General features: G+C 43.6%; 26 protein-coding genes. 8 read left to right on the plus strand and 18 right to left on the minus strand.

The genetic code is table 11. The annotated features are described in order from the left end of the window. The first annotated feature begins 139 nt into the window (after positions 1-139). On the plus strand, positions 140-2083 hold the full coding sequence (locus OKX00_RS19835) for a phospholipase D-like domain-containing protein (protein WP_265408538.1): 1944 nt from the start codon (positions 140-142) through the stop codon (positions 2081-2083). A 52-nt stretch (positions 2084-2135) separates the two neighbouring features. Here the strand turns inward: OKX00_RS19835 and OKX00_RS19840 are convergent, their stop codons facing one another. Further along, the gene (locus tag OKX00_RS19840) at positions 2136-2537 is read right to left on the minus strand and encodes a secondary thiamine-phosphate synthase enzyme YjbQ (RefSeq protein ID WP_416054266.1); all 402 of its coding nucleotides are present in this window, start codon (positions 2535-2537) and stop codon (positions 2136-2138) included. Between the two features lie 93 nt (positions 2538-2630). On the opposite strand from OKX00_RS19840, the gene OKX00_RS19845 reads away from it, so the two are divergent. Then, a complete protein-coding gene (locus OKX00_RS19845) occupies positions 2631-3398 on the plus strand; it encodes a DUF3050 domain-containing protein (protein WP_265408539.1) in 768 nt (255 codons plus the stop codon). 34 nt (positions 3399-3432) lie between these two features. Here OKX00_RS19845 and rsgA read toward each other — a convergent pair whose 3' ends face one another. The 5 genes from rsgA to OKX00_RS19870 form a co-directional block, all read right to left on the minus strand. Then, complete coding sequence (rsgA, locus tag OKX00_RS19850; protein ID WP_265408540.1) at positions 3433-4494, minus strand: ribosome small subunit-dependent GTPase A; 1062 nt, start codon at positions 4492-4494, stop codon at positions 3433-3435. A 381-nt stretch (positions 4495-4875) separates the two neighbouring features. Further along, the gene (locus OKX00_RS19855; RefSeq protein WP_265410595.1) at positions 4876-7221 is read right to left on the minus strand and encodes an immune inhibitor A domain-containing protein; all 2346 of its coding nucleotides are present in this window, start codon (positions 7219-7221) and stop codon (positions 4876-4878) included. Between the two features lie 251 nt (positions 7222-7472). Next, a complete protein-coding gene (locus tag OKX00_RS19860) occupies positions 7473-9872 on the minus strand; it encodes an immune inhibitor A domain-containing protein (protein WP_265408541.1) in 2400 nt (799 codons plus the stop codon). A 235-nt stretch (positions 9873-10107) separates the two neighbouring features. Continuing rightward, the gene (locus tag OKX00_RS19865; protein ID WP_265408543.1) at positions 10108-11004 is read right to left on the minus strand and encodes a hypothetical protein; all 897 of its coding nucleotides are present in this window, start codon (positions 11002-11004) and stop codon (positions 10108-10110) included. Positions 11005-11046: 42 nt separating this feature from the next. Further along, positions 11047-11919, minus strand: a complete 873-nt coding sequence (locus OKX00_RS19870; RefSeq protein ID WP_265408544.1) for a hypothetical protein — start codon at positions 11917-11919, stop codon at positions 11047-11049. 157 nt (positions 11920-12076) lie between these two features. On the opposite strand from OKX00_RS19870, the gene OKX00_RS19875 reads away from it, so the two are divergent. Next, positions 12077-12385: an Mpo1-like protein gene (locus OKX00_RS19875; protein ID WP_062238605.1), complete on the plus strand. Its 309-nt coding sequence runs from the start codon at positions 12077-12079 to the stop codon at positions 12383-12385. Positions 12386-12407: 22 nt separating this feature from the next. Here the strand turns inward: OKX00_RS19875 and OKX00_RS19880 are convergent, their stop codons facing one another. After that, positions 12408-14306 (minus strand): ABC-F family ATP-binding cassette domain-containing protein, encoded by a 1899-nt coding sequence (locus OKX00_RS19880; protein ID WP_265408545.1) that lies wholly within the window; start codon positions 14304-14306, stop codon positions 12408-12410. Positions 14307-14508: 202 nt separating this feature from the next. On the opposite strand from OKX00_RS19880, the gene OKX00_RS19885 reads away from it, so the two are divergent. After that, positions 14509-14736: a hypothetical protein gene (locus tag OKX00_RS19885; RefSeq protein WP_265408546.1), complete on the plus strand. Its 228-nt coding sequence runs from the start codon at positions 14509-14511 to the stop codon at positions 14734-14736. Between the two features lie 42 nt (positions 14737-14778). On the opposite strand, the gene OKX00_RS19890 is transcribed toward OKX00_RS19885, so the two are convergent. From OKX00_RS19890 to OKX00_RS19900, 3 genes are all read right to left on the minus strand, one after another. Beyond that, positions 14779-15048, minus strand: a complete 270-nt coding sequence (locus tag OKX00_RS19890) for a hypothetical protein (RefSeq protein WP_265408548.1) — start codon at positions 15046-15048, stop codon at positions 14779-14781. A 48-nt stretch (positions 15049-15096) separates the two neighbouring features. After that, complete coding sequence (locus OKX00_RS19895) at positions 15097-15876, minus strand: TIGR00266 family protein (RefSeq protein WP_053355701.1); 780 nt, start codon at positions 15874-15876, stop codon at positions 15097-15099. A gap of 168 nt (positions 15877-16044) precedes the next feature. Continuing rightward, on the minus strand, positions 16045-16209 hold the full coding sequence (locus tag OKX00_RS19900; protein ID WP_156316262.1) for a hypothetical protein: 165 nt from the start codon (positions 16207-16209) through the stop codon (positions 16045-16047). A gap of 116 nt (positions 16210-16325) precedes the next feature. Here OKX00_RS19900 and OKX00_RS19905 point away from each other — a divergent pair, with 116 nt between their 5' ends. Further along, complete coding sequence (locus OKX00_RS19905) at positions 16326-16511, plus strand: hypothetical protein (protein WP_053355702.1); 186 nt, start codon at positions 16326-16328, stop codon at positions 16509-16511. Between the two features lie 69 nt (positions 16512-16580). Here OKX00_RS19905 and abc-f read toward each other — a convergent pair whose 3' ends face one another. The 7 genes from abc-f to OKX00_RS19940 all read right to left on the minus strand — a co-directional run bounded on the left by abc-f (position 16581) and on the right by OKX00_RS19940 (position 20727). Further along, positions 16581-18230: a ribosomal protection-like ABC-F family protein gene (abc-f, locus tag OKX00_RS19910; RefSeq protein WP_265408549.1), complete on the minus strand. Its 1650-nt coding sequence runs from the start codon at positions 18228-18230 to the stop codon at positions 16581-16583. A 254-nt stretch (positions 18231-18484) separates the two neighbouring features. Beyond that, entirely contained in the window at positions 18485-18955 is a 471-nt protein-coding gene (locus OKX00_RS19915; protein ID WP_053355704.1) for an Hsp20/alpha crystallin family protein, read from the minus strand. A 38-nt stretch (positions 18956-18993) separates the two neighbouring features. Continuing rightward, a complete protein-coding gene (locus tag OKX00_RS19920) occupies positions 18994-19188 on the minus strand; it encodes a spore germination protein GerPB (protein WP_062238614.1) in 195 nt (64 codons plus the stop codon). 2 nt (positions 19189-19190) lie between these two features. Beyond that, complete coding sequence (locus OKX00_RS19925) at positions 19191-19649, minus strand: spore germination protein GerPE (protein ID WP_265408550.1); 459 nt, start codon at positions 19647-19649, stop codon at positions 19191-19193. 1 nt (position 19650) lies between these two features. Beyond that, a complete protein-coding gene (locus tag OKX00_RS19930) occupies positions 19651-19827 on the minus strand; it encodes a spore gernimation protein GerPD (RefSeq protein WP_265408551.1) in 177 nt (58 codons plus the stop codon). Beyond that, complete coding sequence (gerPC, locus tag OKX00_RS19935; protein WP_265408552.1) at positions 19802-20440, minus strand: spore germination protein GerPC; 639 nt, start codon at positions 20438-20440, stop codon at positions 19802-19804. Before gerPC ends, OKX00_RS19930 begins: the two co-directional genes overlap by 26 nt. 65 nt (positions 20441-20505) lie before the next feature. Further along, a complete protein-coding gene (locus OKX00_RS19940) occupies positions 20506-20727 on the minus strand; it encodes a spore germination protein (protein WP_053355709.1) in 222 nt (73 codons plus the stop codon). Positions 20728-20882: 155 nt separating this feature from the next. Between OKX00_RS19940 and OKX00_RS19945 the strand changes: the two genes are divergently transcribed. From OKX00_RS19945 to OKX00_RS19955, 3 genes are all read left to right on the plus strand, one after another. Further along, the gene (locus OKX00_RS19945) at positions 20883-21107 is read left to right on the plus strand and encodes a spore germination protein (protein WP_265408553.1); all 225 of its coding nucleotides are present in this window, start codon (positions 20883-20885) and stop codon (positions 21105-21107) included. A 25-nt stretch (positions 21108-21132) separates the two neighbouring features. After that, positions 21133-21594, plus strand: a complete 462-nt coding sequence (locus OKX00_RS19950; protein WP_265408554.1) for an Hsp20/alpha crystallin family protein — start codon at positions 21133-21135, stop codon at positions 21592-21594. Positions 21595-21980: 386 nt separating this feature from the next. Beyond that, a complete protein-coding gene (locus tag OKX00_RS19955; RefSeq protein WP_082683607.1) occupies positions 21981-22244 on the plus strand; it encodes a hypothetical protein in 264 nt (87 codons plus the stop codon). Positions 22245-22287: 43 nt separating this feature from the next. On the opposite strand, the gene OKX00_RS19960 is transcribed toward OKX00_RS19955, so the two are convergent. Then, positions 22288-23085 (minus strand): AAC(3) family N-acetyltransferase, encoded by a 798-nt coding sequence (locus tag OKX00_RS19960; protein ID WP_265408555.1) that lies wholly within the window; start codon positions 23083-23085, stop codon positions 22288-22290. Positions 23086-23217 lie beyond the last annotated feature (132 nt).

Below are 23217 nucleotides of genomic sequence, written 5' to 3' on the forward strand. Positions count from 1 at the left end.
TTAAATAAAACTTTTGACATAACTGTTATATCCTCTCAAAGAACCATCTTTATTTACATTTTAAATTACCCAGTTATGCCCTTCTTTTCTTGTGCTATAGTTACTTTGCAATTCAGCAAACAGTAAAAGGGGAATGGGAATGAACTGGAGTAAACTTGGAATCATTGTTTCTTTATGTACAACCAGTTTTTTAGGCACTTTTTATGAAGGGAAAAAAGCAGATGCGGTATCCCCTCATCCAATCATTAATGAAGTCGCTTGGATGGGAACTACCGCGGATGCAAATGATGAATGGATTGAATTATATAACCCTTCACAATATCCTGTTGATTTATCAGGGTGGGCTCTTAAATCAGCAGATGGCACTCCTTCCATCCAGCTCACCGGAAAAATAGAAGCAAACGGCTACTATTTGCTTGAACGTACAGATGACAATACCGTCCCTGGCATTAAGGCCAACATGATTTATACAGGAGCCTTATCCAATACTGGAGAAACACTTGAACTAGTGGATCCCCAGAATACAGCTCAAGATTCAGTAGGTTCCTGGTATGCAGGTGATGCTGTAACGAAGGCTACAATGGAAAGAATGGATGCCGCTGCACCCGGTAATGACCCCTCGAATTGGATGACTTCTGCTGTCGCTTATGATGCTGGTTATGGAACGCCGATGTCCGCAGCAGTTTCACAAGGCAGCCAGACAGAACATCTTAACAGTGTCCAAAACGGACCAGGTGCCATAAACGTTTACTTCAACAAATCGGCACTGCCGGAATATGCCTCGCAGAACAATGAAGCGAATTATAATATTAACTTAGAAGACAGGCTGATTAATCGAATTAATTCTGCCACTAATTCTATTGACATCGCTACATATGAGATCAATCTCCCAAAAGTCATAGACGCTTTATTAAACAAAGCGGCGGCTGGTGTCCAGGTCCGAATGATTGCAGATGCCAAGGGGCAAAGTGATCCAGAGCACGATGAACGCTACGAATTAATGAGAGCCGACCTTGAGAAACTTCTGCGAGGAAAAGATGGTGTGCTTCATACGGCAGATGACGCTGCTATCCTTTCTGACTCCGTCATGTTTGCAGTAGAAGACCCAACAAAAAGGCAACAATATGGACTGCCAGCGGATGGATATTCTGATTTTCCTCAAAAAACGGTTACCGTCGGCTCAGCCAGTCAAACCGGCCATTTAATGGTTGAAGGTGAATCCAAATCTTCCAATGCGTATTATGCACCGGATAATCAGATGCACAACAAGTTTGCGCTCATCGATGGGACATGGACGTTCACAGGCAGCTGGAATTTTACCACATCCGGTTTGTATGGAACCGATGAAAACAGAGAAAAGGGAATTCCCGATGGAAATTCAAATCATTCCATAGAATTCAATTCACCGGAATTAGCCGCGGCTTACAAAACGGAATTTGAAGAAATGTGGGGAAGTACTACTCGTTCCCCAGACCGGGTAAACGCCAACTTCGGGCCAAGAAAATCAGACAATACCCCTCATCATATAACCGTCGGCAGCAAAATGGTGGATGTTTATTTTTCACCGGGTGACAATGCCGTTCCGCAAATGATTGATTATATAAAAACGTCAGCTGATGAAAATACCTATTTCTCTATTTTTGCCTGGTCCGACCAGGCTCTGGTGGATGCTTTAAAAGTGAAATGGGAAGGTTCAGATCAAGACTTGCAAGGGACGTTAACCGGTTTTGACTTAAAAGGTGTTTTCGAAGATTCCTATTGGAACATGTGGTGGTCTGCATCAATCGATATGACCGGCCGAACCGCAAGCCAAACCAGTACCAATAACCCGAATATCCGCTGGAAAAATCCAGCTCCTGTTTATATGGATAAAGAAGTACGTAAACTCCATCATAAATACATGATCGTGGATGCTGACACATCCAGTGACCCTACTGTTATCACTGGATCCACGAATTGGAGTACGAATGGAAACGATGTGAATGATGAAAACTCGTTATTTGTCCATGATGGTGCGATTGCCAATCAATTTAAACAGGAGTTTCTCGCCCGCTATCAAACGGCTGGCGGAAGCTTACAATAAGGCTGTAATTAAAAAGAAATCCTCCTTCTCTAAGGAGGATTTCTTTTTTGCATTAATCAGGAATGACTTTTACATAATAGTTGCGGGAACGGGGGCCGTCAAACTCACAAAAATAGATTCCTTGCCACGTGCCGAGCACCAGATCTCCCTGGTGAATAAAGACCACTTGTGAGGACCCCACTGTACTCGCTTTTAAATGGGAGGCTGTGTTGCCTTCAGCATGCCGGTATTTCGGATGCTCCCACGGATACACCTCATCCAGCCTCATCAACATGTCCGATTTTACATCTGGATCTGCATTCTCATTGATTGTTATCCCTGCTGTCGTATGGGCACAATAAACATACAGCAGGCCTTCCTGCACGCCTTGCTCTTGAACATAGGCACGAACGGTATCCGTCACATCGATCATTTCATCTCGTTTATGTGTCTGTGTTGTGAATCTTTGCAGCAAAATTGATCACCTCGCAATATTTTTCCGTTATCTTATAAACATTACCATTCTGTTTGTCCATCAAACACCAGAATAAAAGAAAGGATGCTTTACATGGAACATCAAGCTTTTAATGAACTCACTGCTGTAAGGATAAAATTAATCAGCCACCCGCTTTACAAAGAACTGACAAACGCAGAACGGGTGAAAATTCTTATGAAACACCATGTGTTCGCGGTTTGGGATTTTATGAGCCTGCTGAAGAAACTTCAGATCGAACTGACCAGCGTGTCTCTTCCCTGGATGCCTCAGCCTCACCCGGAATACGCACGCTTTATTAATGAAATCGTGCTGGGAGAAGAGACTGATGAAGACGGCGAAGGTGGTTTTATCAGCCACTTCGAGCTTTACTTAAAATCAATGAAAGAAGTAAAGGCGGATACGAATCCTATCGTGACTTATTTGACACGCGTCAAAGAAGGCGAGGATCCTCTCTTGTCACTTGATTCTGATGAGATCCCATCCAGCGCTGCCGAGTTCACCCGCCACAGCTTAAAGCTGGCACAGCGCGGTGAGGTACATGAAGTAGCAGCTGCCTTCTTTTTCGGGCGTGAAGATCTTATTCCTGATATGTTTCAGGTGCTGGTGGATGAAGTTTCTACGAACGGAATTGAAGCCAAATGGCTGAAATATTATTTGCACCGGCATATTGAGCTCGACGGAGATGAACATGGCCCTCTGGCTGAAAGACTCCTCCTTTCCGTATGCGGAGATGACCCAGAGAAGCTTCAGCAAGCCAAAACGGCCGCTATGGAATCCTTGGAGATGCGAATCAAACTATGGGACGGTGTGCTGCAGGAAATTAAAGAATGCCAAGTATAAAATGAAAGAGCTGCCTGCGGGCAGCTCTTTTGTCTTATTTGCGATGTACACGTGTACGGTCACCGGCAAGCTTTTTCCACTTTGCTTTTTCGGCCAGTGCTGCCCGCTGATCTTCCTTTCGCGCCAGGAAAGCCAGCTCTCTTTGCAGTTTGACATAACTGTTATAGCGGGCTTCATCGAGTGTTTCATTCTTAATCGCCCGCTGAACCGCACAGCCGGGTTCATTGGTGTGGCTGCAATCCCGAAACCTGCATTGCTCCGCAAGCCCTTCAATATCCGAAAAGCTGTGCCCCACTCCTTCATCCGCTTCCCACAGCTGAAGCTCCCGCATTCCCGGCGTATCAATGACAATACCACCGCTTTTTAACAGAATCAGTTCCCGGTGAGTTGTCGTATGCCGCCCTTTGTCATCATCCTCCCTGATCATTTTTACATCTTGTTTCATTTCACCGTATAGCGCATTCGTCAATGTAGATTTACCTACTCCTGAAGAACCGAGCAAGGCAACCGTTTTACCTTCTTCAAGATAAGCAGAAAGCTGCTCCAGCCCCTCTTCTTTTTCCGCACTGATCGCATGGATGGGAACACCCATCGCCACCTCTTCCACTTCCCTGATTTTTTCTTCAATATCTTCACACAGGTCAGCTTTGCTAAGGACAATTACAGGATTGGCTCCACTTTCCCAAGCCATCAGCAAGTACCTCTCGATTCGTCTTAAATTAAAATCAGTATTCAATGCGTTGACGAGCAGAACCGTATCCACATTTGCTGCGACAATCTGCTCTTCTGTTGTATGGCCGGCTGCTTTTCTTGAAAATTTACTTTTACGAGGAAGAATAGCGTGAATCGAAGCTTTCTTCTCTTCAGGCCTTGCTGTTATCACTACCCAATCCCCGACAGCCGGATAATCCTGCCGTTCTGATGCCATATGGCGGAGCTTTCCTGTCACTTCGGCTAGAAGTTCACCATGCTCGGTAAACAACCGGTACATTCCCTTATGCTCAAGAGCCACCCGGCCAACGGTGTAGCTTTCCTTATCGAATGATGCATATCCTTCTTCAAAAAATAGATCCCATCCTAATTGTTTTAAATTCAATTTGGTTTCCTCCAATGATTAAATGGTTGATTTTATTTAAAATAAAAAAGACCGGCGCACCGGTCTTTTGGATATCTGCATAATGACAGAATTCCTCTACAATTAAAAACCCGCGGGCTGTTCACAGCCCACGGGTAAAATCACTTAACCATTGAAATACTTCAAAGAAATTAAATGTCCATATTACCGGAGGGCTGTGATATGAAATTAACAACAGTAATGGCGTATTCAGTAACAATGCTCATATAACATACCTCCTTAAAGACTCTTTAATAATCTAACTATAGTATAAGTATGCAGGATTTGTAAATAGGTTATTCAAAAATTCAAAAAATAAACCTGAATGGCTGATGCCATTCAGGTTTATTCAAACTAACGTAATTATCTGTGACGGATCCAAACCGCACCAGCAGAGTTGTCCTTCGCTTCACCAATCACGTGGAACTGCAGTCCTAGATTAGGAACCTTGCGTCCTGCGTCATCGATGACACCGTCTTCTTCGCTGCCATTATAATCCGTCATATCGATGTATTGTTTAGAGTCATCGAATGATGTTACACCATTAGAACCTTTGTAGTCAAAGATTCCTCTGGATGGAGAGTTGATGTACCAAGCCGGAGCTTTATCAAAAGAGAATGCAGCATCAGCTACTTGGTAACGTGTAGAATTCTCAACTGAAGGCTTGCCATTCAACGTACCGACAATTGCTTTCGGATGAGAGTCTACTACTCCAAGGAAGCCTTCACCTGGATGCGGTCCAGTCCAGTTATCAGAGAAGCTGTCATCCGCATACCATACGAGCATACCAGTGTTGTATTTTACTCCGCGCGCAAATTGAAGGGCCTTATCTGCACCAGCGTAGTTTCTCCATTCGATGTAGTAGTTGTTTTTCTTAAAGTCGATTCCATCTGTAGCTTTAGCTCCGCCTGTAAATGTCAATTTAGGCGTTCCTTCCGCATCATCAGAGAAGACAACGTTGCCGTCTACTGTTAATAAAAGGTTATCCATCGCGAATCCATTCAGTGCCAAACCGCCATCTGTTACATATTCAAAAACTAATTTTACTTTGTGGCCTGCAAATTGGGAAAGGTCATATGACTTGTCTACCCATTTGCCGTTGGATGTTTCTGCAGAGTTGTCGCCATTGGTATCATCATCGCCGATAGTATCAATTAGTTTTTCTTTTCCATCATCTGTTACAGCTTTTACAGTCAAATAATCATAATCATACTCAACCTCGTAGTTTGCTTTAAAATTGAATGTTACTGTTTTTGCGTTTGTCAAATCGAATTCAGGTGTAGTCATTGTTGTATGAAGATCGTCGCCCTTAGTACTGTAGTAGTACTTCTGGCCGAATTCCGGCTTAATGCCTTGAACCTTTTTATCCGGCAGATTTACTTTTACAATACCCGGGTTGTTCGATTTCGTTACAGACTGGTCAACTTTTGTGAGAAGACCAATTTTATTGATTTTGCTGTAATCAACTTGCTGAACATTTGCCCAGTTTCCGCCAATGGTGTTTTGGAAGAAATCTTTGTTTTGCGGTGAAAAGCTTGTAGGTGTTGTTCCCGCAATATTACCGTTCCAGCTTCCGCCGCTCATGATGGACCAGGAAGCAACCGGTTCACCGTCACCGGTATACTGAGTATCATACTCATCCGGAAGACCTAAATCATGGCCAAATTCATGGGCAAATACACCAACTGCTCCATCTTCAGGTTCAACCGTGTAATCGAAGGCAGCCATTTGACCCTTCCAGCCGCCAGTTGTACCAGGTACTGGATATACACTTCCGAGGTTCCAGCGGTGAGACCAGATCGCATCGTCTCCCAGTTTTCCGCCGCCAGCTTCCTGGCCAACGCCTGCGTGAATAACCATCAAGTGGTCAACCAATCCGTCCGGTTCGTTGATATTTCCGTCGCCATCAAGATCATAGATATCAAGATTATCATAGTCAGCTAGATTTATACCGCTCTTAACTGCCGCATCCAAAGAATCTCTAATAAAATCACGAGGCCCTAGTGGTGCCTGGTTATCGTTTCCGCCTTTTGGAGAGTCATCACCATAGTCAGCCGCTTTCCCTGGAACTGTAAGCCAAGGTGAAACGGTTCCGTCTACTGTATAGCTTCCTCCTGACTGCTCTTCATAATATTGCTTAAAGGTTTCTACCTTTGAGCCGTCAAACAGTTCAAAAGGCTTGTCCCCAAACAGCATATCTTGATAGTGCTGCTGGTTAAAATCCTTCGCATACATATAACCTGGTTCTTGATCAATGTTGTTGTGCTTAAAATCAGAGTACTCGGCTAAAAGCACAAGGACCTTGTCTTTACGAACTGGGCCGTTGTATTTTTTGCCTTTTGCAGGGTCTACTTTTACAAACCCGTTCGGAAGGCCTTTTTGCATTTTGGAGTGGCTGTTATTTAACTTTTTTGACAGCTTCTGTTTTTGTTTATAAAGGAAATCTTTTGCTTTAAGGTCGATATTTTTCTTGCTTGCTGATGAGGCAGCATTTACTTGAACTCCCCCAACTTTTTCATTCTTTTTTGCTATGTACTTCTGAACGGCTTTGGCCGTTTCAATCTTAGTAGCATCTTTTTTAATGATTCCACGATCCTTTAAAGCTTTGGCAAGTCTGTCTTGATCCACCACGTTCATATCGATTGGTGCAAACTGCGTCGATTTTCCTTTTTCCGGCTGTGCATTGCTGGCAAATGCTGCAGGTGACATTAGACTCAATGAAAGCCCTGTGATCAAGAGCGATGAGCCTAATTTCTTAGACCAATTTCCCAATGTAACCCCTCCTGTTTTGAACAGCATGAATTTTCTGTAATCTTTCTTTCTAAATCTACCATATTACTCAGGTAAAGAGGATGTACTATATTACTAAAATGGCAAATTTTTCTCATAGTTTAATAGGACTAAAGAACTATAAAGCTCTTCTATTTAAAAATAGAAGAGCTTTATAGATTAATTATAGATTACTTATAAATAACAATTGCTCCTACTGAATTATCAGAAGCTTCCCCGTTCACACGAACCTTCAGACCGTAGTTGTCTGTGTTGCGGCCCGCGTCCGGCATGAATGGGTTTTTGAAGGAGTTGCTGTCGTCAAAGAGAGATACTGCTTGTTGAGCTGGTTCAGTCAACGTTTGCACTCCTGGATAATCGATATTCAGACCAGATGTCTTATCCAATCCAAATGCAGCATCCGCAATATGGAAACGGGTGCTGGCCTCTACGCCCGTGTTCCATTTCAAGTCATTGATGTGTGAATCTACGACACCAAGGAAACCGTCGCCAGGGTGAACGCCTGTCCAGTTGTCAGTATAGGTAGGATCCACATACCATACAACCATTCCACCGTCATAACTCATGAGGGTGCTTCCACGTTTGATATGGGCAAGACCTTCATCTACTCCTTGATGGTTTCTCCATTCGAGCAAGTAGTAGTGGTCACTGTATTTGTTGCCGTCTGACTTTTCAAAGCCTTTTAATGTGAATGCAGACGGATCTTTCTCAGCTCCATCGTCTATAAGAGTTGCACCATCAGCTACTACTTTGATGTTATCTGCGTAGAAGCCTGCCTGACTGGTTCCCCAATCCGTAGCGGAACGAAGGCGAAGCTGAATTTTTTGTCCTTTGTAAGCGGAAAGATCAAAGGACTGCGCCTGCCAGCCATTGGAGTTGCCTGTAAATCCTGGCATAGAGTCTAGAATTGTAGGATATCCCTCCGGAACGACGTCAGAACGAGTGTTGTTGTTTCCAAGAGATTTCCATGTCTTACCGCCATCGGTGGAAACTTGTACAAAGGCAAAGTCCCACTGCTCCTCAATATCGTACCATGCATCAAAGGTCAGGGTTGCGGATTGCTTGCCTGTAAGGTCTACATTGGTCACCATGGAGTTATCCATCTCGTCAGCCTGGCCGCCCCAGTACTCATATGATCCGGCTGCTGGAGTGTTTACTGGTGTTTTCTTTTTCGGCAAATTCACTTGAATCGCCTGGTCGTTTTGTCCGTTCGGAGAATTAGCCTGATCTAAAAGGAATTGCGATCCTTTCGTTGAAACATCTTTCCAGTCCACAATGGTTGGAGTAGTCCAGTTTCCGCCTAGCGTGGTTTGGAAATAAGATTTCGCCCAAGGTGAGAATCCAGTTGGTTCTGCACCAGGCACTTTACCTGCCCACGATCCGCTTGCCATGATGGACCAGTAGCCAACCGCTTCACCTGTACCCGAATAAATCGTGTCGTATTCATCAGGAAGGCCGAGATCATGTCCATATTCGTGAGCAAATACGCCTGTTGCCCCGTCTTCAGGCATCATGGTGTAATCATAGAATCCAGGTGTCCCCTTACCAAGGCCATCGGGATCAACAAATTTAGCAGACCGGTGAGACCAGATCGCATTGTTTCCTAGTGAACCGCCGCCAGCTTCCTGTCCCATACCCGCATGGATAATCTGCAGGTGGTCAACGAGGCCATCCGGCTCCCAGTAGTTGCCGTCTCCGTCCAGATCATGCGGATCTTCCAAATCATAGTCTTCAAGCGGAATACCGGCTGCTTTGGCTGCATTATATGTATCAATGACCAGCTGCTTGGATCCGCCTGGTGTTACATTGTCATGGCCCCCGGATGCTTTATCAGCACCATAGTAAGCGGCTGTTCCAGGAACCTTCAGCCATCCGTACGCTTTACCATCTACAGTATATGTACCTCCAGATTGCTGTTCGTAGAATTGCTTTTGTGAAACAAAGTCTTCACCGTTTGGCCCTTTTACTCCGTTTTTACCAAAGATCATATCTTCATAATGCTGAAGGTTATAATCTTTGTAATAGTTATCCGTCTCATTTGGTTTAATGGCGTTATGAGGCGTATCTGCAAATTCAACCGTCAGCGTCAGCAATTTTCCTATTTTCACATCTCCTTGCCAAAGAGATTCTTTAACCGGATCCGGTTGTTTCTTATACTGCCCTTTCTTTTTGCCGTTTCCATGCAGGAGGCCGTTCGTGAATCCTTTGAACTCACGCTGTTTCTCCGCATTGGCTGCTTTTGCTTTAGGTGCAAGCGGATCTTTTTCTTTCACAGCATCCGGTTTTCCTTTTAACTCGAGATAATCATGCAATGCTTTTTGCTTTTCTTTTTCGGATGCATCCTTGGAGACTTTTCCTTCTCTAATGAGTAAATCTATTAACTTATCATCGTTTACAATAGCCAGGTCTAGTGCGGAATGACTATTGCTGTAATGATTTGCTACTGTTTCTTTCATCGCTGTTTTTGCTTTTGCGTCCAAAGACCCTGTAAACACCGATGTGGAAACTAAACCTAAAGACAGCCCGGTAATTGCCAATGATGCTCCCAATCTCTTACTCCACTTTCCCAATTGTACCCCTCCAGATAGTAGATTATGAATATTTTGTAATTTCTTGCTATATAAAAGTATCATATCCCTAGTATTTTGAAATGCTACTAATTTACTATTATTAGAATATTTTTACTAGTTTGAAAACACATTTGTTCATATTGAAAGGACTCCTGCCTCATAGGCAAGAGTCCACAAGCTTCTTATGACGTATTATTGAAAAGAAAAAACCAGGCGATAATCGCCTGGCTGCTAATTACTCGTCTGAAGAATCTTGATCTTCAGAAGAAATGCGAACAGTGGATAGAATCACATTCTTGTTCACATCTTCTGAATCATGATCTTCATCTTCATTGTTTTGATCATGATCATAATCTTGATCATAGTCTTGGTCTTCGTCTTCTTGCTGATTAGCTGCAGGCGCTACAGTATCATCAGATTTTTCGGCTTTTTCGCTTTCCTTTTCAGATGTACACTGTTTTTCTTCCTTCTCTGTTTCTTCCTCTTTCACTGCATCTTCGTCTTCATCTTTTACTGGCTCTGTAACCTTTTGATCTTCATCTTTGACTTCTTTTTCGTCTTCAAGATCTTCTGGAACGGTTACAACAATCTCTGTATCCGCTTCTTCTTGATCTTTGATTTGATCTTCTTGTTTCACTGGTTCAGACGGTTTCACTGCTGGCACAGCAGCATGTACTGCTGAGTTAGGGGCTTCATTTTTTTTCGCATTCTCACTTGCATGATAGGCTTGAGAATGAGCTTTATTTTCAGAAGAAGGATTTGTTTTTTCTTTCTTTTCTTTCTTTACTTTTACTTCTTTTACAGGCTTCACTTTTTTTACTTTTACTTTTTCTGCTTTTACTTCTTTTTCTTCGGACTTGTGCACATTTGGTTTTTTCACTTTTTCTTCATGTTTAACACCATGGACTGCGGAGTGTTTGTTTGCTTTTTCTTTTGCGTTCTCACTCGCTTTTTGCGGTGATTGAGGTGTTGCTGCATGAGTTTTAACGTGAGTTGTCACATGTGTTTTTACTGCTTTTTCACTGTGATGGCCTGGTGCTGCCGAAGTTGCTTCTCCTCCAGCTAATGCTGCAATAGAAAGTGTTCCTGCAAATACGAAAGATTTAATTAACATACCGTTCATTTTTTTCATGATTGTTTACTCCTTCAATTCTTTTTTTATTTTTTGATTGATTTATTTATAAAAGATTTGAAAGAGCATTTCGGGCGGCTGAGATGGAGGAGCATTCACCCATTGGCTTTTAAGAAAATCCCTATTTGACGCACCCAGCAGCTTTGCTGAAGAGCCAGTTATTCGATCACTGTCCATTATGTATGCTTTAAAAGTAAAAAGAGTGGATGATTGTCCTCCGCTGTCCCCGTTGCTGCCAGAGTGGCCGGAAGAAGGCGAAGCACCCGGTAAAATCAACTTAGAAGATGGGTTTACAGGAATCTTCTTTGATAACGGTTTCAAAGGGCTGCTCGGCACTTTCTCCAGATGATTCCTGGGTTCTTTATGTTCGGCAGCCTTTTTTGCTTGACGGCTTTCCTTTTTTATAGAAGAAACAGGACGGACTTCCTTTTGTACTTCAATCTTTTCTTTGCCAGATGGTCTCGTAACAGCAGGTTTCATGTCTTTCTTTTTTTGCTGTATGGGTTTGACCGGTTGAACAGCCTTCTTGAAATCCCCTTTATTTCGTTCCGGCTGACGGCTGGCTGCAGGAGTTGAAGGAAGTGTTTTGGTTTTCTGAGGAGCTTTTTTCACCGCCTTTACAGGACGTCGAGAAGGCACGGCCCTCTTATTAACCTTTTCCTTATGGTTCCGTATTGGTTTTGCAGGAGTCGTCTTTTCTTTCTGATGAGGAATGTTTTTAACCGTTTTTCTGCTGTTCTTCGTTTGTTGATCTTTTTCCTCTGCCATTCGATTTACCTTTTGCACCTTTTCCAGCTTTTGCTGAGGCTGCTGTAAGGAATGCTGATTTTCTTTCGCCGCTGATACTTGCTGCGGAAGGAAGAGAAGAGCCGCGGCAGCTGCTCCTGCGATAAAATAGCTAATTCTTTTCATCATTTCACCCCCCTTCCTTTGTCTATATAAAAGATACTGTCGATATGTGCGTTTTATGTCGGTAATTTGAAAAAATAGTCGAATATTCCTATAAATGACTTCATTAGAAGGAATGGGAAGCCAGTAACAAGAATAGAACTTAGAAAAGGAGGGATGAAAGATGGCTGCCAAATCTTTCGTTGAAAAGTATAAAGAAGATCATCAGCATCCCATGAATAAACTTACACACACCATCGGTATACCAATGATCGTTGTTTCGCTTCCGCTCTTTTTCTGGATGTGGAAAACAGCGCTCGCTTTATTTATCCTCGGCTGGGTGCTTCAATTTATCGGACACCTCTTTGAGGGCAAAAAACCCTCTTTTCTCAGCAACCCTGTCTATCTTCTTGTCGGGCCGGTCTGGTACGTTAAAAATATTCTTACAGGAAAAGCCTTTAAAAAAGATCAAACAGAAAAACCGCACCTGTAAAAAGGAGCGGTTTTTCTCATACTTATTTATTTCGTTCGATTTCTTCTACAATCTCTGAAAGCTCTTCCCAGCGGTTCATCGCTTGTTCCAGCTTATCCGCAACTTCCTGCTGCTCACGGAACAAACCATCAATCTTGCCGAAATCGCTTCCTGCTGAAGCAATCTGAGATTCGATTTCTTCGTGTTTCTCTTCTAATTCAGCAATGACGTTCTCGATGGTCTCCCATTCTTTTTGTTCTTTATAGGAGAGCCGGCGTGCTTTTTCTTTTTTCGGTTTAACTTCTGATGGAGTCTCTGTTTTTACAGTGGAGGCCATTTCGTCCTCTTGTCTCTTCTGTTCGAGATAAGCTGAATAATCTCCATCAAATCGCCTGACTTCCCCGTTGCCCTCAAGCGCAAAAAGATGTTCCATCGTACGGTCAAGGAAATAACGGTCATGTGATACAGTAATAACAGCTCCAGGGAAGTGCTCCAGATAATCCTCTAATACGGATAATGTTTCAATATCCAGGTCATTCGTCGGCTCATCCAGAAACAGCACATTCGGTTCACCCATTAGAACACGCAGCAAATAGAGTCGCCGTCTTTCCCCTCCAGATAATCGGGAGATGTAGGTCCACTGTGCGCTAGGCGAAAATAAAAACCGTTCGAGCATTTGCGAGGCGGTAATCGAATGCCCGTCTTTCGTATAAATGACATCTGCAGCTTCACGAATATACTCAATCACCCTTAAGTTCTCATCCATTTCTTCATGGTTTTGCGTATAGAATCCCAGTTTAACCGTGGGGCCGGTTTCAACTTGGCCCGAATCCGGAAGAATCTTACCGGCCAGGATGTTCAACAGTGTTGTTTTCCCACTACCGTTCTTACCGATGATTCCAAGCCTGTCATCAGGCATCATAAGATAGCTGAAATCGGTAAAGAGAGTTTTCTCTCCGAATGATTTAGAGATTCCTTCAATCTCCATGACTTTTTTGCCAAGCCTGGCTGAGCCTATAGCCATTTCCATCTGGCCCTTCTGTTCAGGGCCCGAATGCTCCTGTAGAGTTTCCGCACGTTGAATTCTTGCTTTTTGTTTCGTCGTCCTTGCCTTCGCTCCTCTTCTCAGCCAAGCCAGCTCACGGCGAAGCAGGTTCTGCCTTTTCTGTTCCGAGGAAGCTTCCCGCTCCTCTCGCTCTGCTTTTTTCTCCAGAAACATTTCATAGTTTCCTTCATAGCTGTAAAGGTTTCCTTCATCGAGCTCGATCATGCGGTTCGTTACCCGGTTCAAAAAGTAGCGGTCATGTGTCACCATCAGCAAGGCGCCACGGTATTTGGCCAGGAAATCCTCCAGCCATTCTACCGTTTCATTATCAATATGGTTGGTCGGTTCATCCAGAATGAGCAGATCAGCTGGCTGAATGAGCGCCCGTGCGATGGCAACGCGCTTTTGCTGGCCGCCTGAAAGGGTGCTTACCTGCTGCTCCAATGAGGGGATGCCAAGCTTGGTCAGGACCGTTTTTGCTGTTGTATTCGTGTCCCAGGCATCCATGGCGTCCATCTTCTGCTGTAAAGAAAACAGCTGATTCTGAAATTTTTCGTTCTGAGGGTCGCCCTCCAGACGTTTAATCGCCGTTTCGTATTCTCTGAGCAGCTGCATTAAAGGTGAACTTCCGTAAAAGACAGCCTCAAGGACGGTTACACCCTCTTCAAAGACAGGAGACTGCGGCAGGTATTCAATATGAAATTCATTGGCATGGATGATTTCACCTGTATCTGCGGTCTCCACCCCTGCGATGATTTTAAGAAGAGTGGATTTCCCGGTTCCATTGACTCCAATGATGCCGATTCTTTGTTTTTCGCTGACTGTAAAGGATATTTCATTAAACAGGGTTTTGTCCCCATAGCTTTTGGATATATTTTCAACCGATAGTATACTCATTTTCACACATACCTCACATCATTAATTATCTCTTCCTATTGTAACAAAGATCATCGCCCGGAAGAACAATCGTGAGTTTTAAGGTTATCACTATAGACAATTTATCAAAACGAAAGGAAATAATTTCTAAAATATGGTTTAATGAGAAGTGATTACGGCAATTTATCTATAGTCTAATTATGGCGAAAGGAGGGGAAATATTGTGAGTAACGATCCATTTAACGCGGTTGGCATGTTTTTCGGCTTGTTTGGTGTTCTTTATGTACTCGTGGCATTATTTATGATTGTCTTAACGATTGTTTTCATCTTTAAAACAATGGGATTTATGAAACAAAAAAACGAAGCAGACCGTCTGACCAATGAAAATCTTGAACGATTGATTCAGCTTCAATCCCAAAGGGAAATTGATCCTTATAAGGTTCAGGAGTAATACATAAAAAAAGGGGCTGCTCAGAAAGTCAAAAATTGACCTTCAGGCAGCTCCTTTTTGGCGTGAAAAATCTTCAATGAAAAGTTGATTGGAGTGCAAGGTGCGAGACTCCTCGAAAATGAATTTCACATTTTCTTCGTGCGATATAACGCTGCCGAAGCCTTCCTTGTCCTGCGGGACTAGCGTGACAGGTGAGACTCCCGCCGGTGCTTGCACCAAAAAGTAGGCATTCACGCCGGTAAGGCTCATCGCACACCCCGCGAAAGTAGGAGCTAGCGCCGGTAAAAGCGAGCAGCCTGGAGCGGAAATCAACAGCTTCCAGACTTTCTTGGATAGCCCCCTTTTTTATTTCCAAAATGATCAATCACCATCAAAAATATTAAAGAGACCTTTTGCCAGGCTTCCCTCATCCTTTGATTGCGGGATAGCGGCAAATACCCGGCTGGCAAGTCTGCTGAACGGCAAGGACTGAATCCACACTTTACCCGGGCCTCTTAAGGTGGCGAAGAATAACCCTTCACCGCCGAATAATGCGGTTTTTACTCCCTTTACCATCTCAATGCTATAGTCTACGTCCTTCGTCATCGCAACAAGACAGCCTGTATCCACACGCAGCACTTCTCCAGGCTCCAGTGTTTTTTCATGAATGGTTCCGCCGGCATGAACGAAAGCCATTCCATCGCCTTCCAGCTTCTGCATGATAAATCCTTCACCGCCGAAAAAACCTGTACCAAGCTTGCGCTGAAGTTCAATTCCTACTGAGACACCTTTAGCAGCAGCCAAAAAAGCATCCTTCTGGCAAATGATCTTACCGCCGTGTTCGCTCAAATCCATCGAAATAATTTTCCCCGGGTAAGGTGAAGCGAAGGAAACATGCTTTTTGCCTGAACCTTCATTCGTAAAGGTAGTCATAAACAGACTTTCACCTGTCAGCATCCGTTTACCGGCATTAAACAGCTTGCCCATTAACCCAGACCCTTGACTTGATCCATCGCCAAAAATGGTTTCCATGCTGATGCCGTCTTCCATCATCATCAAGGCGCCTGCCTCAGCGACCACGGTTTCACTCGGATCAAGTTCCACCTCAACAAACTGCATGTCATCTCCATGAATCTTATAATCGATCTCATGATTGTTCATTTTGTCTTCCTCCTAAAGTATGTAAAAAGTTACTGCCTCTTATACGGCTGATGACTTATTAAGTTTCACTTTAAGAATACTTCATTCTCCTCCTGTTTTCCTGTTTATAAAAAAACTTCCGAAATTAATAATCGGAAGCTTCCATATGTATCCCTATATGAATTAGTCTTACTGCGCTCCCTTTTTTGCGAGACCGGAACGCAAGGTATGACGAATAAACCATAAATTAATCAGTTCCACTTTCTTATTGTACTCTTTCATGTTCAAAGCGCCTTTCAGGTGTCTTTTTCGAATCAGAAAAAAGTACCTCTCGACAACCTGGCTGTAATCCATGTGATGCTCCTCCTCAAAGTTACAATTAATAGTCTTCTATACCCTTTATCGTTTTTTTCTAAGCTCGTTTTCCGCAAATTGGGGCAGACTATTGAAAAAGGAGGGATCATGTCATTATGTCAGAAAAAGAAACAGATTATGAAGGCCGAAAAGAACTCTACCTTGATATCGACCGGATGATTAACGAAGGCATGGCTGGCGGTTCTGTCGCTCATGAATACGACTTAAAACAGATAAGTTATTCAACTGAAATCGGTGATGCAGAAGAACCCCCAATAAGACAGGATGAAGAAAACAAGTAAAAAACAATCTGAAAAAGGGGCTGTCCAGAAAGTCGAAAATTGACCTTCAGGCAGCCCCTTTTTTCCGTATTAAGTTATCTTTCTCAATTCATTCACAGTTTTGATGAGCTCGTTATACCGTTCTTCAAGCACCTCTTTTTGGTCGCCTTTCCGCGGTATGGACAAGCGCCCCACAATATCAGCAAGCTCCAGTTCCAGAGCCAATAGTTCACCTTGGTTGATCGATGGAGTTTTATCCAGCTTTAAATCCCGCTGCTGAAAAGCATCATAATTCCCTTCCGAAAATAACGCACTCTGATAATCCTGAAAGACAAGGACATGATCTGCCAATGCATTCATAAGGTGGCGGTCATGTGTCGAGAACAAGATGGTGCCCGGATAAGCTTTTAAAACCGTTTCCAGCGCCTCTCTGGTAAAAACGTCCAGATAATTCGTCGGCTCATCGAGCAGCAGAAGATTATAATCTCCAAGAAAAACCTTCGTCAATGCTGTTTTTACCCGTTCCCCCCCGCTCAGCACACTTACCTTTTTGTGAACATCTTCTCTTTTAAATAACAGCCGTGCGAGTACAGTCCGAATGAATTCCTCGGAATACGGGCTATTTTTAGAAACGTTCTCCAGAATAGAAAGATCTTCATTCAGGATGTTGAGCTGCTGATTAAAATATCCAATCTTCACGGCCTTTGACAAAGATACTGCCGGGTGTGCAGATTGGATCATGCTGATCAGGGTGGACTTTCCGCAGCCGTTCGGACCAATAAGGGCTGTTCTGCTGCCGGTCTTTATAATAAATGAAATGCCAGCAAACAATAACTGGTCTCCAAAAGACCTTGAAGCGTCTTTTACCTGGATCGCCTGTTTAGCATGCACTGGCGTAAATTGCTGGATATCAAACTGAACAGCTTCCGTTTCTCTCGGCTTTTCCTTTTTCTCCAGCTGTTCTACCCGTTTTTCCATCGCTTTAACATTCTTCATCATCGCCGCTTGCTTGCTTTTAACCCTTCCCCTGCCGAGATTGGCTTCTTTATAGCTCATCCGGCTCGGCTTTTTCTTCATGCTCTTTACTTTTTGTGTCTTTTCCCGTGCAGCTTCAAGCAGTCTTTGCTTTTCTTTCGTATACTCCCCATACTCAAAAAATTGACGGGTTCGCTCATGTTCTTTTTGTTTACGGTATGCTGAGTAGTTTCCTGAATAAAAGGTTGGAACTGTATTTTCGATCTCCAGGATCTTCGTGCAGATTTCATCAAGAAACGCCCGGTCATGCGAAATCAGCACAACGCCCCCAGGAAAGCTCTTCAATTCATTCTCCAGCTGCTGAATTCCCTGCAGATCCAGATGGCTTGTCGGTTCATCCAGAAATAAAAGGTCAGGGTTCTGCTGCAGGGCGGAGGCAATTTTCAACCGTGTTTTCTCGCCTCCACTCATGGTCAGCCATTCCTTGTCCTGAATTCCCCAGATTCTTTGCAAAGCGTCCGAAGGGTTCTCTTCCAGCTCATCTCCAAATTGCAAAACTGACGAAATTCTTCCAAAGACATGAACACTGCCTGTATCTGCAGCTTCTTCCTTTGCTAAAATGTTCATCAGCGTTGATTTTCCGGCTCCGTTCAATCCTACGATGCCAATCCTGTCCCCTCTGTTGATTTTCAGCGGTTCTGAGAGTTTTATAATCAACCGGTCACTGTATGACTTTTCAATATTTGCGGCTTCTAATAAAAGCATAAAAAAAACCTCCCTGTTTTGATCAGAGAGGAAAAATTCGCACAAAAATAACGATACCTGTCCCGTAAAACCGGGTATCACGTAAAAAAAACAGGTATGAAAAATTGGCAAACTAATCCTATCCGAAGTTTAGATTCAAAAATGAATATAAAGTTCAATTAAAATAGGAGTTAGTTACGCATTGGACGATACACCTGTTCCTTTCTAGTTTTATCACCATCAGTTTAGTCGAATTTCCCAAAAATGTCAATCGGTCAATCATCAAATCTTCGGATGTCTACTTTTTTTGGTTTTTGACGATCAGCGGGCAGCCGATAAAGCTTAATGTACAAGAATCCTTTCTTATACGTCGCATGAATGGCGTCACTGCGGACCCGATACGGCAGTTCCACTTCTCTGCTAAAGGCTCCTGAACCGAACTCTTCCTTGGCTATTCTATATTTTCCTCCGATCAAGTTGGTTTTCCCTTTGATATGAACGCTCCTGTCATCCACATAGACATCCACATCTTCCGCTTTCTCAAGGCCTGGAATGGCAGCAATGCATAAGAGCTCATTCTCAGATTCATAAATATTAACAGCCGGAAATCCCCGCTCTTCTTGCGGCTGGGACTGCTGTTGCTCCCTCTGTGTGTCTTCCTGCTGCTGGTAAGGAGAAAAGAAATTTTGGCCAAGGTACTGATCAGCAAACTTCTTCCACTCCATCATCTGTTTCCATGAATCCAATGGTATCCCTCCTTTCTTTGTTTATTAGCTGTAAACATTTATGAAGGTGCAGGGAGTTCGACAGCTGGGACCGCGGCAAGCGGAGGAGCTTCCCCGGTGAAGCCTCCTGTATTGTACAAGTTAGAAACAGGCCGGATCATGCCCGCACTGCCGATTTGCATGACGGATGAATTCTGAATCCCCTGTACCTTTAACTGATAGATGGTAATGGTCTGGTTAACAAACAGATTCAAGATTATTCCTCCCTCATTTGTCCATGGTCTTGCTTGTGCCTTGATACCGGTGATACTGGAACGATCGCCAGGTTTTTCGGATCGGGATTGGTTCGATAATCCCTTATATGCTTAACCCTCGACTCGAGGTCGATGTTTTGAATACCTCCAATATGGAGCATGGCAGCTGTTGATATACCCAAAATATCAATAACCCCTACTCGGATATAGGCAGGATCATTATATGATTCCATAGTGACTTCTTTCGGCGGCGTAGGCCTTGGGCGCGGTATAGTAAACGCCTGGTAGTTCGGAAAATTAATGAGTCCGCTTAACGCCAAATCAAAAGTCGGCTCATACTTCTGAATGGCAAGTGCCTGTGAAAATGCCGCATATTGGTCTGTATCTCCGATATTTACGATGGATGAAAATAATATTGAACGGATGTGGATATGATTGACCTCCGATGTTCTCGGTATCATATTATAGTGCCAGAGGAACGAGAGAAGTTCCGACCACGAGTGATTCCGGAGGTGTATCAAATATGGAAGCCAGACAAATATGTCCTGCATCTCCAACCAAAACGAGTGAAGAGACACTAACCCCTACAATTTTAAGAGAGCCAACAGACAGTTCATGATTGATCACCTGGAATCTCATGGTTTTCACCCCCTATGTTATTGTTCTTTAAGCTTAAGATGAAATGCTCGATTCCTTTATACACATCACCTTTCACTTTATTCTCAACGAGCAGTATGCCCTCCTGGTTTTGCGGAGGATACTTTTGAAGATAATGCTCCAGCCTGCCCGGAAGCTGTGTCCGTACATCATTCAAAATCAGTTCTCGATAAGATTCATCCAGTTTATGTTCTTGTTCCTCTTCTATTTTGGTTATGTCTTCCGGTGCCTCAAGGTTCATGTATTCTTCCAGGTTTGCCATGATGGCTGTATATTCCCTGCTTGAACTCATGGCACCCGGGGGTGGTTTACTGCCGCCAACTGCGATGGATTCACCGCCCACTGTAAAATCATCCACCATGTTTTTGCCGTCACTTTCAGAGCTCAGCCCAATGTTAAGCGTTCCGTCAAGCCTCTCAATTTTCAGCTGATCAAAAGAATATTGGATTTGTGTGGTCGGCTGGTCTTTTACTTTCTTCATATCCTTGGTCAATTCTTCAATCTGCTTTTCCAGTTCACATACTTTATCTTGCAGGCATTGAAGCTGCCCCTGCATCTGCTGGATATAATAGTATTGATTATAGCTATCCGACATAACATCATCTCCTTACTTAGTTTTATGCCGGATCTGCTGTAAATTTGCTTTTAAAATCAACACTTCTAGTTATTTGCAATATTCGTATTATCGAACTGATCCATATCGTACGTATTTGTAAGGTTGTAGCCCGTGTTCGTCCTTATGTTATCACCCGTGTTAAACGACCCAGCGCCTGCAAAGGTCTTCGCATTGCTGATAGGATTGATGGCCTGAACATCCCCGATATGGACAATGGAGCTGCTCGATACAGAGGCAATATTTATACTCCCTACGATTCCAGGCACTTCAAACCACCCCCTGCCAACAGTCTCCTCATATCATATGTCGCGATTTCCTAGGTGTTCACCCTCTTATCTGCTCACCCTTTAAGAATTTGCACATATATTAATAAGAGCAGCATGCAATCTATACGGTACTTCTAAAAGGGAGGTTCGTTCTCTTGCCATCACTGATCGTGGGGCCTGTAACCATTTCCTCTGTGCAAGCCGATGGAGTCGTTAACTTTGGTGACACCCTTGTCATTAATCCTAAAAGCACAAGCAAAGGGTATAGCGGCTCTGGAGGCGGAAATACAGGCAATTTCCTGCAAACCGTTACATTTATCAGTTCAACCAACACATTAGATACAGATGCTGTTGATTCGAACGTTGCCGGCAACAACTAATTTACTGAATAAGGAGGGGTAAATCATGCCTGAAAATGGCGGACCCATCATGCCATTCTTTAATGAGAAGTCATTGGGAACGTGGGTTAAATCTTTAGAACAATTCATTGATAAAAGCTTTGAGCATTACCAGACAATGGTTGACCATCTATCGTTCCCCTTAGAGATTCAGGAGACCAAAAATGAGTTTATCGCCTACGCCAACCTCGAAAACTATGATCAAAGCCAAATTCAAATCGAGGTGCTGGAACGCGCACTTAAAATTATTGCATTTGCTTCTGAATCCAATCGCTTTGCCGATGATAAAAACAATATCACTCAATTCAAACAGGCGAATAAACGAGTCGAGCGACTTGTCCCGCTGCCTTTTGCCGTAAAACAGGAAGACGTGCGAGCCACGTACGGGAACGGTGTCTTAAAAATCCGTGTTAAGAAAAGAAAGCCTTCTGCACACTATATTGATATTCAGCCTGAAACTGAAGGATAACAATTGTGATTGAACCTCCATCTGAAAAGCAGAGGGAATCCGCGAGATTGCGCTTGTGCCCCTCTGCTTTTTAGGTTTTTTAAAGTGGAAGGAGATCCGGGAGGGTTCTTTTTTCATAAAAGAGCGGCAGGAAGACATAATTGAGCGAAAGACAGAGATAATTGAGCCAAACTGATCAGGAATTGAGCCTAACCCGAAATAAATGAGCCTAACTAAAATTCAAGCTCTTCACACCTGCAAAATCAACCGGCTTTTATCATCCCCAGCTTACTCATCCTTACATAAAATAAATTACATTTTACTAGGTTGAATATCTTGTACACTCTTGCCAGACCTACATATGCTGTAACTACAGAAATAAAATTTAAATAGATTGGAACGATTTCATGCGTCAGATGAATCCTTACGGGTACGGACAGTATCCGCAGTACGGAATGCAGCCTGGAATGGGCTATGGACAGCCAGGCTATCCTGGTTACCCTGGCCAAGCTTACGGCCAGGGCGGATATATGGGAGCAGGTTACCATGGGATGGTCCCGGGTTATGGCCAAGGTGTTTACGGAGGCTATCCTATACAGAATCCTGCATACCCTCAGCAGTATACAAAACCGCCTCAAGGCGGCGGAGGATGCGGCTGCGGCGGCAGATAAAAAAACAACCGGAGACACCTCTGGTTGTTTTTTACTTGGTTATTTATGATTTAAGGCTCTCTAAAAACCATTTTTCCGTAAAGTCCACGAGTGGCTTTTGCCGAATCAGACGGGTTTCAGCAGACCCTGCAAGTCCTTTATTAACCTCAGAGCCGTGATGACTCTCAAATTCATGGCCGATCTGGTCAAACAGTTCTTCCCTGGTTTCTATTTTTTTATAAGTCTTCCAAACTCTTTGTCCTGATTCCATAACAGGGCTCCCCGTTTCCAATCCCTTTTGTCCGGGAATGCGGTATTCGGCCAGATGCATCGATGTATTGCTGCCATAGCCGACACCAATCAGCAGAACATAACCATCACGGTTATAAATTCCTGCCAGGGGGGAGCTTTCACCAAACCCTTCATCTAATGCGTGATTTTCCATAAGTATTTCTTTGTCTTTCCCCCAAGCCGCAAAGGAAACGGTCGGATGTCCGCTTCTTACGACACCGGGAAACGACCGGAAGGCATCCACAATGGCCCCCATCGAAAACGTTGGAGTAATGGAAGGTTCATAGGCTGGCATTTCGTCACGGATCGTTTGCCACCAATCCTGAGGTACCGGCGGGTTTTCCCATTCGGAAGGATCAGAATAATCCACGGACTGGGTGGGCATCACCAGATTACCTTCCTCTGTTATGACATCCATTAGTGCCTGAACTACTGCTACAGGCCCACCGCAAACCCATCCGATCTTGCGTAAAGAAGAATGAACGATCACGGTCATTCCTTTTTTCAGTCCCAATTGCTTAAAATCTTCCCTTAAAGAAGTCCGAGTTCTCGGATACGATTCATTTATCATTTACTTCTCCGCCTTTATCTTTCCTTTTTGCTCATACCCTTAATTTTACCAGTTTCCTTTCTATTTGAAAGACAATCGATAAAAAACACTTCTCTTCCCTCTTTACATACGATAGATAGACACAGCATACAG

The sequence above is a fragment of the Fictibacillus sp. KU28468 genome, assembly GCF_026153615.1.
GTDB classification, from domain to species: Bacteria; Bacillota; Bacilli; order Bacillales; family Fictibacillaceae; genus Fictibacillus_C; species Fictibacillus_C marinisediminis.